The 13026-nt window shown below is 69.9% G+C and carries 10 protein-coding genes; 6 read left to right on the top strand and 4 right to left on the bottom strand.

Annotated elements, in window-relative coordinates; translation table 11 throughout:
- The first annotated feature begins 1 nt into the window (after position 1).
- On the top strand, positions 2-1012 hold the full coding sequence (locus O9Y01_RS07570; RefSeq protein WP_269630926.1) for an HD domain-containing phosphohydrolase: 1011 nt from the start codon (positions 2-4) through the stop codon (positions 1010-1012).
- 80 nt (positions 1013-1092) lie between these two features.
- Here the strand turns inward: O9Y01_RS07570 and O9Y01_RS07565 are convergent, their stop codons facing one another.
- The 4 genes from O9Y01_RS07565 to O9Y01_RS07550 are packed head-to-tail and all read right to left on the bottom strand — an operon-like array spanning position 1093 to position 5928.
- Complete coding sequence (locus tag O9Y01_RS07565; RefSeq protein ID WP_269630925.1) at positions 1093-3027, bottom strand: sensor histidine kinase; 1935 nt, start codon at positions 3025-3027, stop codon at positions 1093-1095.
- A gap of 18 nt (positions 3028-3045) precedes the next feature.
- Entirely contained in the window at positions 3046-4470 is a 1425-nt protein-coding gene (locus tag O9Y01_RS07560; protein WP_269630924.1) for an NAD(P)(+) transhydrogenase (Re/Si-specific) subunit beta, read from the bottom strand.
- Positions 4467-4793, bottom strand: a complete 327-nt coding sequence (locus O9Y01_RS07555; protein ID WP_269630923.1) for an NAD(P) transhydrogenase subunit alpha — start codon at positions 4791-4793, stop codon at positions 4467-4469. Before O9Y01_RS07555 ends, O9Y01_RS07560 begins: the two co-directional genes overlap by 4 nt.
- A gap of 19 nt (positions 4794-4812) precedes the next feature.
- Entirely contained in the window at positions 4813-5928 is a 1116-nt protein-coding gene (locus O9Y01_RS07550) for a Re/Si-specific NAD(P)(+) transhydrogenase subunit alpha (protein ID WP_269630922.1), read from the bottom strand.
- 273 nt (positions 5929-6201) lie between these two features.
- Between O9Y01_RS07550 and O9Y01_RS07545 the strand changes: the two genes are divergently transcribed.
- The 5 genes from O9Y01_RS07545 (at position 6202) to O9Y01_RS07525 (ending at position 13018) form a co-directional block, all read left to right on the top strand.
- On the top strand, positions 6202-6735 hold the full coding sequence (locus O9Y01_RS07545; protein WP_269630920.1) for an NUDIX hydrolase: 534 nt from the start codon (positions 6202-6204) through the stop codon (positions 6733-6735).
- 158 nt (positions 6736-6893) lie between these two features.
- Positions 6894-9800 (top strand): bifunctional diguanylate cyclase/phosphodiesterase, encoded by a 2907-nt coding sequence (locus tag O9Y01_RS07540; protein WP_269630919.1) that lies wholly within the window; start codon positions 6894-6896, stop codon positions 9798-9800.
- Between the two features lie 61 nt (positions 9801-9861).
- The gene (mnmA, locus tag O9Y01_RS07535; RefSeq protein ID WP_269630918.1) at positions 9862-11004 is read left to right on the top strand and encodes a tRNA 2-thiouridine(34) synthase MnmA; all 1143 of its coding nucleotides are present in this window, start codon (positions 9862-9864) and stop codon (positions 11002-11004) included.
- A gap of 72 nt (positions 11005-11076) precedes the next feature.
- Positions 11077-12342 (top strand): sensor histidine kinase, encoded by a 1266-nt coding sequence (locus tag O9Y01_RS07530; protein WP_269630917.1) that lies wholly within the window; start codon positions 11077-11079, stop codon positions 12340-12342.
- 31 nt (positions 12343-12373) lie between these two features.
- Positions 12374-13018, top strand: coding sequence for a response regulator (locus O9Y01_RS07525; protein WP_183105763.1), 645 nt, complete (start codon positions 12374-12376; stop codon positions 13016-13018).
- Positions 13019-13026: the final 8 nt, after the last annotated feature.

The following is a 13026-nucleotide window of genomic DNA, read 5'->3' as shown; positions in this document are numbered from 1 at the left end:
CATGCCCCAAGGACCCATCCTGGTCGTCGACGACGAACCCATCAATCTGGACGCCATGCGCCTCGCCCTGGGCGCAGTGCACAAGCTGATCTATGCCCGCGACGGCGGCAGCGCACTGGAGGCCATCGCCAAGCACAAGCCGGCCCTGGTGCTGCTGGACATCCGCATGCCCGGCATGGACGGCTACGAGGTCTGCCGCGCCATCAAGGCCAACCCGGCGACCGAGTACCTGCCGGTGATCTTCGTCACCAGCCTCTCGGATGTGGGGGACGAGGCCCGCGGCTTCGAAGCCGGCGGCGTGGACTTCATCGTCAAGCCCATCTCGCCCCTGGTCGTGCGGGCGCGCGTGCAGACGCACCTGTCCCTGGTGCGGCACAGCCGTCTGGAGCGCAGCCACCGCGACGCCATCTACATGCTCAGCGAGGCCGGCCACTTCAATGACAACGACACCGGCGCCCATGTCTGGCGCATGGCGGCCTACTCTGCCGAGCTGGCGCGCGCGGCGGGCTGGAGCGTGGAGAGCTGCCGCCTGATCGAGCTGGCCGCCCCGCTGCACGACACCGGCAAGATCGGCGTGCCCGACCACATCCTGGGCAAGCCCGGCCCGCTGGACGAGGACGAATGGGTGCTGATGCGCCGCCATCCGCTGATCGGTCATGAGATCCTGTCCAAGAGCGCGGCGCCGGTCTTCCAGATGGCCGCGGAGATCGCCCTGCACCACCACGAGCGCTGGGACGGCAGCGGCTACCCGCACGGCATCGCGGGCACAGCCATCCCGGAGTCGGCCCGCATCGTGGCCATCGCCGATGTCTACGATGCCCTGACCATGAAGCGGGCCTACAAGGAAGCCTGGGCGCCGGAGCAGGCCCTGGACTGGATCGCCGAGCAGCAGGGCCGGCACTTCGACCCGCGCCTTGCCGGGCTCTTCCTGACGCTGGCGCCCAAGCTGGCCGACATCCAGCGCCGCTGGCAGCACCAGCTCACCCCGCCCTCGCCCCCGATGGTGGCCTGAGCAAGACCTGACCCCGTGCCCGCCCCGGGCCTGTTCGCACATCGCAGGCCCGTGCGAACGGGCTGCCTTCAGGACTGACCCTAGCGCGGGACCACGGGGATGCGCAGCTGCAGCTCGCAGCCCGGCCGCTCGCTGCCCGGGTCCACTTCGCGCCAGCTGATCTGGGCCCCGATGCGCTCGGCGCGCTTGCGCATGCCCTTGAGCCCCTGACCCTCGCGGCGGGTGCCGCGCAGGCCCAGGCCGTCGTCGCTGATGCTCAGCAGCACCGCGGCCCCGTCGTCCACCACGCGCGTGGCAAAGCGCACCCGGCCGGCCTGCGCATGGTGCAGCACATTGCTCAGCGCCTCCTGCACGATGCGCACCAGGTCCCGCCCCTGAGCGCCCATCAGGCGTGGCAGGTGGGGCGTGTCCTGCAGCTGCCATTCCAGCTGCAGGCCGGCCGAGCGCAGCCGGTCCTGCAGGCGGTGGCGGACATTGGCCAGCAGCAGGCCCAGGTCGCCGTCGTCCACGGTCATCGCGTCGATGGTCAGGCGCATCTCGGCGATGCAGTCGTCCAGCAGGGCCACGAGGGTGTCGGTGTCCATGCCCTGGCGCGCCCCCAGCTTGGCCATCAGCAGCTGCGAGCCCAGGCCGTCGTGCATCTCCTGCAGCAGGCGCTCGCGCTCCTGGGCCGCCACGCGCAGCTGCTCGCTGCGCTGCAGGTCCTGGTAGCGGGCCTCGAGCTCACGGCTGCGTTCGGCCAGGGCCTCCTCCAGCGCCTGGCGCGAGCGCGCCTGGGCGCGCAGCGAAGCCACGAAGCGGCGCTGCAGCACATAGCCCGCCATGCCCACCACGGCCGCATAGCCAGCCACGTTGATGTCGACAAGGGGGAAGCTGCCCTCGTCGATCAGCGCGAAATAGCCGACGTAGGCCCAGCAGAAGAAGGCCAGGCCCAGGCTGGCCGCGGCCAGGCTGTGCGCGATCTGTCCGCTGCGCAGTGCCGCACGCAGCACCACGCCCCAGGCGCCGACCATCACCACGCCCCGGCTGCCCAGGGCCCACCAGGGCCAGAGGTTCTCGAAGGCATCCCAGACGGAGCCGTGATAGGCCGCCCAGAGGTCGATGGGCAGGGCGATGACCATGAAGGCCAGGGCCAGGCGCCGCCCCCAGGAGTCGCCCGGCGCAAACCACTGCACCACCAGCAGCAGCATCAGGCCGCGGGCCAGGATGTCGGCGGCGTCCAGGATCATGCGCCACCAGGGCAGGGGCACGGGTGCCACGCTGAGATAGGGCAGCAGCAGCAGGGCCGCGCTGAGGGCGTAGACGCCGGTCAGGCCGTAGACCCATTCCTGGCGCAGCGCCAGCCAGACCAGCAGCAGGAAGAGCCCCAGCAGCGCCGCGCTCAGCGCCGTCAGCAGCCGCGCGCTCTGCCAGAAGTCGCGCGCCTTCTGCAGCTGGCGCATCTGCGTGGCCGGACCCATCTGCACGACGGACAGCGTGCCCATCTGCTCCCCGGTGGCGCCCAGGTGCAGGGCCAGGCGATGCTCGCCCGCCTCCAGCATGGCGGGGGGCACGTTGATCAGCACGCCGCTGCTGCCCAGGCGCAGCCCGCGGTACATGGGCTCCAGCTCCAGGCCCTGCTGCGAGCGCGCCAGCAGCTTGCCGTCCAGGTAGAGGTTGAGGTCGGGGTTGTGGGTGAAGGCCACCAGCCAGGGCTCGTGCACGCTCTCGGCCAGCTTGAAGTCCAGCAGGTACCAGCCCGACTCGCTGCCCTCGGTGCGCACGTCGGGCAGCTGCATGGCCTCGGCCTTCTCGGGCAGCTGCTGGCCGGCCAGCAGGGGCGGCGGGCCTAGCTTGTCATCCATCCACTGGCCGTCCACCAGGCGCATGACCTGGGGCATGTTCAGCGGCCCCAGACGCAGGGACAGCCAGTGCAGGCCCGCCAGGGCCAGCAGGGGCAGCAGCACGCCCAGCAGCAGCGCGCGCAGGCGGCTCATCCGCGTCGTCACCCGCGGCGGGGCCGCGGGCTCAGCCATGACTCGATTCCATCGTCGCTATTCGATCGCCTTCACCATGTCCTCGACGACCTTCTTCGCGTCGCCGAACACCATGAGCGTCTTGTCCATGTAGAAGAGCTCATTGTCCAGCCCCGCGTAGCCCGCGGCCATGGAGCGCTTGTTGACGATCACGGTCTTGGCCTTGTAGGCCTCCAGGATGGGCATGCCGTAGATGGGGCTGCCCTTCTGGTGGGCGGCGGGGTTCACCACGTCATTGGCGCCCAGGATGATGGCGACATCGGCCTGGCCGAATTCGGCGTTGATGTCCTCCATCTCGAAGACCTGGTCATAGGGCACCTCGGCCTCGGCCAGCAGCACGTTCATGTGGCCGGGCATGCGTCCGGCCACCGGGTGGATGGCGTACTTGACGCTGACGCCCTTCTCCGTGAGCTTGGCCGCCAGCTCCTTCACCGCATGCTGGGCGCGGGCCACGGCCAGGCCGTAGCCGGGCACGATGATCACGCTCTCGGCATTGCCCATGATGAAGGCGGCGTCGTCCGCGCTGCCGCTCTTGACCGAGCGCTGCACCGCGCCGCCGGCCGCCGCCGCCGAGGCATCGCCGCCGAAGCCGCCCAGGATCACGTTGAAGAAGGAGCGGTTCATGGCCTTGCACATGATGTAGCTCAGGATGGCCCCCGAGCTGCCCACCAGCGAGCCGGCGATGATCAGCATGCTGTTGTTGAGCGAGAAGCCGATGCCCGCCGCCGCCCAGCCCGAGTAGCTGTTGAGCATGGACACGACCACCGGCATGTCGGCCCCGCCGATGGGAATGATCAGCAGCACGCCCAGCACGAAGCCCAGGGCGAGCACCAGGCCGAAGTCCATCCAGCTCTGCGAATGCCAGAAGCCGAAGATGAAGAAGGCCGAGGCCAGGCCCAGCGCCAGGTTGAGCCAGTGCTGGCCGGCGAAGGTCACCGGCGCCCCCTGGAAGAGCCGGAACTTGTACTTGCCGCTGAGCTTGCCGAAGGCGATCACCGAGCCGCTGAAGGTGATGGCGCCGATGAAGGCCCCCAGGCCCAGCTCGATGCGGTTGCCGCCCGGGATGCGCCCCGCGGCGTCGGCGATGCTGAAGGCCGCCGGCTCCAGCACGGCCGCTGCCGCGATGCACACCGCGGCCAGGCCGATCATGCTGTGCATGAAGGCCACGAGCTCGGGCATCTTGGTCATCTCGACCCGCTGCGCCATGAAGGCGCCCGTGCCGCCGCCGATCAGCAGGCCCACCAGCACATAGCTGAGCCCGAAGGCGTCGCCGTTGGCCAGCTTGACGATCAGCGCGGCGGTGGTGCCGGCCGCGATGGCCATGCCCACCATGCCGAAGACGTTGCCCCGGATGGAGGTGGTCGGGTGGGAGAGGCCCTTCAAGGCCTGGATGAAGCAGACGCTGGCCAGCAGGTACAGCAGCGTGACGAGGTTCATGCTCATGCCTGGCCCTCCTTGGCTGCCGGCGCAGACTTGCGTTCCTTCTTCTTGAACATCTCCAGCATCCGCCTCGTCACGAGGAAGCCGCCGAAGACATTGACCGCAGCCAGCGCCACGGCCAGGGTGCCCAGCACCTTGCCCATGTCGGTGGTGGTCAGCGCCGCGGCCAGCATGGCCCCGACGATGACGATGGCCGAGATGGCGTTGGTGACGGCCATCAGCGGCGTGTGCAGGGCCGGCGTGACGGTCCAGACCACGTGGTAGCCCACATAGATGGCCAGCACGAAGATGATGAGGTTGATGATGGTGTGGTCGATGGCTTCCATGGCCTCGGCTCCTTCCGGATCAGTTGCGTTTGACCTGGCCGTCCTGCGCGACGAGGCAGGCCGTGACGATGTCGTCGTCCGCCGGGATCTGGAACCCGGCCTCCTTGGTGCAGACCAGCTTGAGGAAGTCCAGCACGTTGCGGGCATAGAGGGCCGAGGCATCGGCCGCCACCAGCGAGGGCAGGTTGGTCTCGCCCACCAGCGTGACGCCGTGCTTGACGACGGTCTGGCCAGGCTCAGTCAGCGGGCAGTTGCCGCCGGCCGGCGCCGCGAGGTCCACGATCACCGAGCCCGCCTTCATGGACTTGACCATGTCCTCGGTCACCAGCACGGGCGCGGCACGGCCGGGGATCAGGGCCGTGGTGATGACCACGTCCGCCTGCGCCACGCGCTTGGCCACCTCCAGCTTCTGGCGCTCCAGCCAGCTGGGCGGCATGGGGCGTGCATAGCCGCCCACGCCTTCGGCCGCCTCCTTCTCCTCGGCGGTCTCGTAGGGCACGTCGATGAACTTGGCGCCCAGGGATTCAACCTGCTCCTTGACCGAGGGCCGCACGTCCGAGGCCTCGATCACCGCGCCCAGGCGCTTGGCCGTGGCGATGGCCTGCAGCCCCGCCACGCCCACGCCCAGCACCACCACGCGCGCGGCCTTGACCGTGCCGGCCGCCGTCATGAGCATGGGGAAGAAGCGCTGGTAGCGCTCGGCCGCGATCATCACCGCCTTGTAGCCCGCCACATTGGCCTGGCTGGAGAGCACGTCCATGCTCTGAGCCCGCGTGGTGCGCGGCGCAGCCTCCAGCGCGAAGGCGGTGAGCTTTGCATCCGCCAGGCGCTGCAGGCCTTCGCGGTCGAAGGGATTGAGCATGCCCACGAGCACGGTGCCCGGCTTGATCAGGACCAGCTCTTCGGGCCCCGGCGCGCGCACCTTCAGCAGCATCTCGGCCGCATAGGCCTGCTCGCGCGAGACCAGCTCCGCGCCGGCCGCGGCATAGGCCTCGTCCGTCACGCTGGCCCGCAGGCCGGCGCCCCGCTCCACCTGCACACGATGGCCCTGGGCCACCAGCTTCTTCACGGTCTCCGGCGTGGCCGCGACACGGGACTCCCCCGCCGCGGTTTCCTGCGGCACTGCAATCAGCATCGGACTTCTCCTGTGGGAACGCGAGGCCGGCGGCCCAGGGCGGCACGGCCTGCGGATCGGGAACGGGAATTGCAAGACTTGCGGCGAGCTTACATGGGCTTCATGACGCGCCAACCCGGCCGCGAACGCGGGTTTGCCCCAGGACGGCCCCTGCCGCACGACCCTCGCACCACCCGGCCCCCGGGAAGGCGGGGCCGGCCGGCTTCTGGAGAGGCCTCCCTTTCGCGAGACGCCAAGCCCGGCTTGCTGAGGCTTCCGCACCACAATGCAGGGATGAGCACACCCGCACCGCCCCAGCGTTTCAAGCCCAGCGTCACCGTCGCCGCCCTGATCGAGCGGCAGGGGCGCTACCTGATGGTGGAGGAGCAGACGCCCGAGGGCCTGCGCATCAACCAGCCCGCGGGCCACCTGGAGCAGGCCGAGTCGCCGCTGGAGGCCGTCGTGCGCGAGGTGCGCGAAGAGACGGCCCACAGCTTCACGCCGCAGTCCCTGCTGGGCCTCTACATGGCCCGCTTCCAGCGCCCTGCCACCGGCGAGGACGTCACCTACCTGCGCATGGCCTTCAGCGGCGTGGTGGGTGAGCCGCTGCCCGGCCTGGCCCTGGACGAGGGCATCCTGCGCTGGCTGTGGCTGAGCCCCAGGGAGATCGCGCAGGCCGAGCGCGAAGGGCGCACGCGATCGGCCCTGGTCTGGCAGTGCGTGCAGGACCACCTGCGCGGCCAGCGCCATCCGCTGGACCTGATCCACTGCGCCGACAGCCTCTGGCGGCCCGATCGCTACGCGGCAGCCGGGTCCGCCAATCCCTGAGCAGGCCCGTCGCTTCAGGCCTTGACATGCGTCAAGGCGCGAATACGACACAAGGCGCGCCGTGCGCAGCAATGCACCAGCGCCGCGCAGGGCCGGTGCTAGCATGACCGCGACCCATCATCCCGGCCCTGCCACCTCGTTCGCCGGGCCTCGCCGCCTTGCAAGTCCTCGACCGACTCGACCGCAGCCACCGGGCCGATCTGCGCCAGCTCCTGCCGCGCATCGGGCTGCTGCTGGCCGTGCTCGTCGCCTGCTGGGTGCTGCCGGTGCCTCCCGCGCTGCGGGGCCTGGCCGCCCATGCACCGCTGCATGCGCTGCTGGAAACACTCTCCATCGTCGTCGCCGGCCTGATCTTCAGCCTGGCCTGGGGCAGCCGGCTGGGCCAGGTGCCGGGCAATGTGTGCGTGCTGGCCTGCGCCTTCGCCGGCGTCGGCCTGCTGGACTTCTCGCACCTGCTGTCCTACGCGGGCATGCCCGACTACGTGACGCCCTCGGGCCCGGAGAAGGCCATCGACTTCTGGCTCGCCGCCCGCTTTCTGGCTGGCCTGGCCCTGCTGTGGATGGTCGCCGCGCCCTGGCAGTCCGCCCTGGAGCGCCGCAGCCGCCATGCCCTGCTGCTGGGTGTCGCGGCGCTGGTGGCCCTGGTCCACTGGGCCGTGCTGCTGCATCCGGCCAGCCTGCCCCGCACCTTCGTGGCCGGGCAAGGCCTGACCCCGCTGAAGATTGCGTCCGAGTACCTGCTGGTGGGCCTGCTGGTGCTGACGGCCCTGCTGCTGCTGAGGCGCATGCGGGAGCCCACGCCCTTCAACGCCTCGGCTCTGCTGGGCGCCGTGCTGTGCATGGCCATGAGCGAGCTCTTCTTCACGCTCTACGCCAGCGTGACCGATGTGCTCAACCTCGCCGGCCATGTGTACAAGGTGATCGGCTACCTCTTCCTGCACCGGGCCGTTTTCATGGAGGCCGTTCAGCGTCCCTACACGGAGCTGGAGCAGGTCAAGGAGCAGCTGCAGGCCACGCTGAAGACCGTGCCCGACCTGGTCTTCGAGGTCGATGCCGACGGCCGCTACCTCAGCTATCACTCGCCGCCCAGCGATCTGCTGGCCGCGGCCCCCGAGCACTTCATCGGCCGTCTCATCACCGAGGTCCTGCCGCCGGAGGCCGCGGCCACCGTGATGCAGACGCTCGGCGAGGCGCTGGAGCACGGCAGCTCCAGCGGCCGGCGCATCGTGCTGGACCTGCCCGTGGGCCGGCACCACTTCGAGCTGCATGCCACGCGTTGCCAGCAGGAGGCCGGCGATAGGCCGCGCCTGATCGTGCTCTCGCGCAACATCACTCAGGAGGTGAACGCCCGCGAGGCCCTGCTGGATGCCGCCCAGCAGACCCAGGCCATCCTGGACAACGTGATCGACGGCATCATCACCATCGACCGCCAGGGGAACGTGAAGACCTTCAACCGCTCGGCCAGCAAGATCTTCGGCTACGAGGCCAGCGAAGTGCTGGGGCTCAACGTCAAGATGCTGATGCCACTGCCCTATGCCGATGAACACGACGGCTACCTGGCCCATTACGCCCGCACCGGCGTGCGCCAGGTCATCGGCCGCGGCAGGGAGGTCGAAGGCCGGCGCAAGAACGGCGAGGTCTTCCCCATGAGCCTGGCCGTCAACGAGATCGAGCGCGAGGGCGAGCGCATCTACATCGGCATGGTGCGCGACATCACCCAGCGCCGCGCCGCCGAGGCCGAGATCCAGCGCCTGGCCTTCTTCGACCAGCTGACCGACCTGCCCAACCGCCGCCTGCTGCTGGACCGCCTGGACCGCGCGGTGCTCAGCGCCGCACGGCGCAGCCAGCTCGGCGCCCTGCTCTTCATCGACCTGGACGAGTTCAAGCTGCTCAACGACACCTGGGGCCATGACTTCGGCGACCGCGTGCTGGTGCAGGTGGCGCGCCGGCTCAGTGGCGCGGTACGCGAGGGCGACACCGTGGCCCGCCTGGGCGGCGACGAGTTCGTGATCATGCTCGAGAGCCTGGGCCAGACCCGCGAGGAGGCCGCGGCCCATGCGGAGATGGTGGCGCGCAAGATCCTGCAGAGCTTCGAGCAGCCCTTCCTGCTGCTGGAGCGTGAACAGCACAGCAGCCCGAGCATCGGCATCACCCTGTTCGGCGACAACCTGCTGAGCGCCGGCGAGCTGATGGCCCATGCCGACACGGCCATGTACCAGGCCAAGGCCCAGGGCAAGAACACCTTCCGCTTCTTCGACGCCGAGCTGCAGGCCGTGCTGGCCGGGCGCGCGGCGCTGGAGGCGGACCTGCGCCAGTCCATCAGCCGGCGCCAGCTGCTGCTGCACTTCCAGCCCCAGGTCGACGCGCAAGGCCGGGTGCTGGGCGCCGAGGCCCTGCTGCGCTGGCAGCATCCGCAGCGCGGCCTGGTGCCGCCGGGCGCCTTCATCCCCGAGGCCGAGCAGTGCGGCTTCGTGCTGGAGCTGGGCCAGTGGGTGCTGGACACCGCCTGCCGGACGCTCGCCGCCTGGGCCCGGCACCCGCACTGCAGCAGCCTGGACCTGTCCGTCAACGTGAGCGCATTGCAGCTGCGCGACGCCCATTTCGTGGACGGCGTGCTGGACACCCTGCGCCGCCACGGCGCCGACCCGCGCCGGCTGAAGCTGGAGCTGACGGAGTCGCTGCTGGCCGAGAACGTCGAGGACACCATCGCCAAGATGAGCCAGCTTCGCGCCGCCGGCGTGGGCTTCTCGCTGGACGACTTCGGCACCGGCTACTCCTCGCTGAACTACCTGCGCCGTCTGCCGCTGGAGGAGCTCAAGATCGACCGCAGCTTCGTCAATGACATGCTGGGCGATCCCAACGGCGCCGTGATCGCCCGCACCATCGTGGCCCTGGGTCAGACCTTCGGCCTGCAGGTGATCGCCGAGGGCGTGGAGACCCCCGAGCAGCGCGACGCCCTGCTGAAGATGGGCTGCCGCCGCTTCCAGGGCTTCCTCTTCGGCCGCCCGGTGGACCAGGCCAGCTTCGAGCGCCTGCCGCAGTCGCTGACCGCCGTCCCGAGCTGAGCGCAGCCGCTGCAATGCCCCGGCCCCGGCCAGCCGCGCCGGCATTTGGGACAATCGGGGCATGAGTTCGTCCCTGCCCCCGCTGTCCTCTTCGTCTGCCCGCCAGCGCATCGTCATCGGCCTGTCCGGCGGCGTTGACTCCGCCGTCTCCGCCTACCTGCTGAAGAAAGCCGGCCACGAGGTGATCGGCATCTTCATGAAGAACTGGGAAGACGACGACGACAGCGAGTACTGCTCCTCGCGCCAGGACTTCCTGGACGCCGCCTCGGTGGCCGACGTCATCGGCATCGAGATCGAGCACATCAACTTCGCGGCGGACTACAAGGACCGCGTCTTCGCCGCCTTCCTGCGCGAGTACCAGGCCGGCCGCACGCCCAACCCCGACGTGCTGTGCAATGCCGAGATCAAGTTCAAGGCCTTCCTGGACCACGCCATGGCGCGCGGCGCCGAGAAGATCGCCACGGGGCACTATGCGCGGGTGCGCCAGGTCGGCGAGCACGTGCAGCTTCTGAAGGGGCTGGACCCGCTGAAGGACCAGAGCTACTTCCTGCACCGCCTGCAGCAGCACCAGCTGACCAAGACGCTGTTCCCCGTGGGCGAGCTGCCCAAGACCGAGGTGCGCCGCATCGCCGAGGAGATCGGCCTGCCCAATGCCAAGAAGAAGGACTCCACCGGCATCTGCTTCATCGGCGAGCGGCCCTTCCGCGAGTTCCTCAACCGCTACCTCTCGCACCAGCCCGGCCCCATCAAGGACGAGCGCGGCCGCAAGCTGGGCGAGCACGTGGGCCTGTCCTTCTACACGCTGGGGCAGCGCCAGGGTCTGGGCATCGGCGGCGTCAAGGAGAAGGGCGCGCCGCGCGGCGGCGGCGAGCACGCGCCCTGGTTCGTGGCCCGCAAGGACCTGGACAGCAACACCCTCGTCGTGGTGCAGGGCCACGACCACCCGCTGCTGCAGTACCGCAGCCTCGTCGCGGACGACATCTCCTGGTGCGGCCCCGCGCCGGCCTTCGGCGGCTTCGGCGCCAAGACCCGCTACCGCCAGGCCGATGCGCCCTGCGCCTTCACGCCCGAGCACCCGGCCGCCGGCCGCTTCCGCCTGGACTTCCCGCAGCCGCAATGGGCGGTGACGCCGGGCCAGAGCGCGGTGCTCTACGATGGCGAGGTCTGCCTGGGCGGCGGCGTGATCGCCGAAGCCATCCCCTGATCCCAGATCGGTGATTGCCCGGGCCATGACGCCCGGCACGTGATCTAAGCCAGGCGCTGTGGCACGCTGGTGATGCCTCACGCCCTCACCTTGAACTTCGACCGCTTCCTCGCCCGCATCGCACGCCCCTCGGTGGTGCTGCGCATCGCCACCCTGGCCTACTTCCTGATGGAGTTCGGCAGCCTGGTGACGGCCCTGCGTGGCGGCAATTCCGAACCCTACGACGGCCTGCTGGCCCAGCTCTACCGCCGCGGCCTGGGCAATCCGCAGGACCCGGTGCTGGTGATCGCCTGCTTCCTGCTGTTCTGCGCCTTCATCTACCTCTTCTGGCAGGCGGCGCAGGAGAGCAGCCTGGACCGGCCGCGCCCCCGCGCGCTGCAGCGCATCATCGCGCTGGACCTGCTGGCCTGGTGCATCACGCCGGCCCTGCCCTTCCTGGTGACGGTGCTGGCCTCGGTGCGGCTGCGCCTGCGCGCGGCCTTCGTCTTCGCGGTGAGCCAGGTCGTGATCCGCCTGCTGCTGTACGCCCTGCTGCCCTCCGAGACCGAATGGCAGGAGCAGCAACAGCCCAATGCCTCGATGTGGGCCCTGCTGATGGCCCAGCTGGGCGCCTTCGTGGGCCTCTATGCCATGGCCTTCGGCATCGGCCGCCTGCTGGCCAACGAGGTGGACAAGCGCCGCTGGCTGCAGGTCATGCTGGCCGAGAAGACCTCGGGCGAGGCCCTGCAGGCCGAGCAGCTGCGCTATGCCGAACGCATGATGATGGCCCGCGAGCTGCACGACGTCATGGGCCACCACCTGACCGCGCTGAACCTGCAGCTGCAGCTCTCCGAGGCCCTGCTCAAGCGCAACGACCCCGACGGCGCCTCGCAGGCCGTGGCCCGCGCCCGCGAAGGCGCCGCCCACCTGCTGGCCGACGTCCGCGCCGCCGTCTCGGCCGAGCGGGCCAGCAACCGCATCGACCTGCGCGAGGCCCTGCAGGCGCTCGCCCAGGGCATCGCCAGCACCGACATCAGCCTGGAACTGGACGAGATCGCCCAGGACCTGAGCCCGCGCACCGCCCATGCCCTGCTGCGCTGCGTGCAGGAGGCCGTCACCAACAGCGTGCGCCACGGCCGGGCCCAGCACATCGGCATCCGCCTGAGCCGGGTGGGCGAGGGCGAGGGGACCGAGGTCTGCGTCACCGTGGAGGACGACGGCCCCGGCGCGCCGAAGCTGCGCGAGGGCAACGGCCTCAAGGGCATGCAGGAGCGCATGGCCGAGCTGGGCGGGCGTTTCAAGATCCTGAGAAACGGCCCCGGATTCATGATCGAATGGCGGGTGCCACGCAAGAGCTAGCCCGGGAATCACGACGGAAGAGGAGATGTCCATGAGCGAAAAGATCAAGGTCCTGCTGGTGGAAGACCAGCAGCTGGTGCGCGAGGGCCTCAAAGGCCTGCTGGCCCTGCATGAGGAGGTGCTGCTGATCGGCGAGGCCGCCGACGGCGCCGAGGCCCTGGAAAAGCTGGCCGAGGACCAACCCGACGTCATCCTTTCCGACATGCGCATGCCGCGCCTGGACGGCACGGGCCTGATCCGCGCCCTGGCCGCCCGTGCCTGGAAGATCCCCGTGGTCCTGCTGACCACCTTCGACGACGCCGAGGCCTTCGACGAGGCCGTGCGCGCCGGAGCCAAAGGATTCCTGCTCAAGGCCATCAGCCCGGACACCCTGGTCCAGGCGCTCAAGGACGTGGCCGCCGGCGGCACGGCCCTGCGCCCCTCGCTCACCGAGCGCATGGAGCGTCCCAGTGTCGAGCGTGCCTTCAGCGCCACGCCTCAGCCGGACCCGCTCTCACCCAAGGAGCTGCAGGTGCTGCGCCTGGTGGCCAGCGGCCGCAGCAACACCGAGATCGCCGCCCTGCTGGGCAACAGCGAGGGCGTGATCAAGAACCACTGCTCGGCCGTGTTCTCCAAGATGGGCGTGCGCGACCGCACCCAGGCCGTGCTGCGGGCGATCGACCTCGGCTGGATCTGAGCATCACA

This window comes from Pelomonas sp. BJYL3 (assembly GCF_027257975.1).
GTDB lineage: Bacteria > Pseudomonadota > Gammaproteobacteria > Burkholderiales > Burkholderiaceae_C > Roseateles_B > Roseateles_B flavus.
Note: the sequence above shows the minus strand (reverse complement) of the source record. Positions and strands in the feature narration are given on the sequence as shown.

Bases quoted from the DNA above. Each gene is read 5' to 3' on its own strand.
- O9Y01_RS07570 (WP_269630926.1), top strand. From the start codon at position 2: ATGCCCCAAGGACCCATCCTGGTCGTCGACGACGAACCCATCAATCTG.
- O9Y01_RS07565 (WP_269630925.1), bottom strand. From the start codon at position 3,027: ATGGCTGAGCCCGCGGCCCCGCCGCGGGTGACGACGCGGATGAGCCGC.
- O9Y01_RS07560 (WP_269630924.1), bottom strand. From the start codon at position 4,470: ATGAGCATGAACCTCGTCACGCTGCTGTACCTGCTGGCCAGCGTCTGC.
- O9Y01_RS07555 (WP_269630923.1), bottom strand. From the start codon at position 4,793: ATGGAAGCCATCGACCACACCATCATCAACCTCATCATCTTCGTGCTG.
- O9Y01_RS07550 (WP_269630922.1), bottom strand. From the start codon at position 5,928: ATGCTGATTGCAGTGCCGCAGGAAACCGCGGCGGGGGAGTCCCGTGTC.
- O9Y01_RS07545 (WP_269630920.1), top strand. From the start codon at position 6,202: ATGAGCACACCCGCACCGCCCCAGCGTTTCAAGCCCAGCGTCACCGTC.
- mnmA (WP_269630918.1), top strand. From the start codon at position 9,862: ATGAGTTCGTCCCTGCCCCCGCTGTCCTCTTCGTCTGCCCGCCAGCGC.
- O9Y01_RS07530 (WP_269630917.1), top strand. From the start codon at position 11,077: ATGCCTCACGCCCTCACCTTGAACTTCGACCGCTTCCTCGCCCGCATC.
- O9Y01_RS07525 (WP_183105763.1), top strand. From the start codon at position 12,374: ATGAGCGAAAAGATCAAGGTCCTGCTGGTGGAAGACCAGCAGCTGGTG.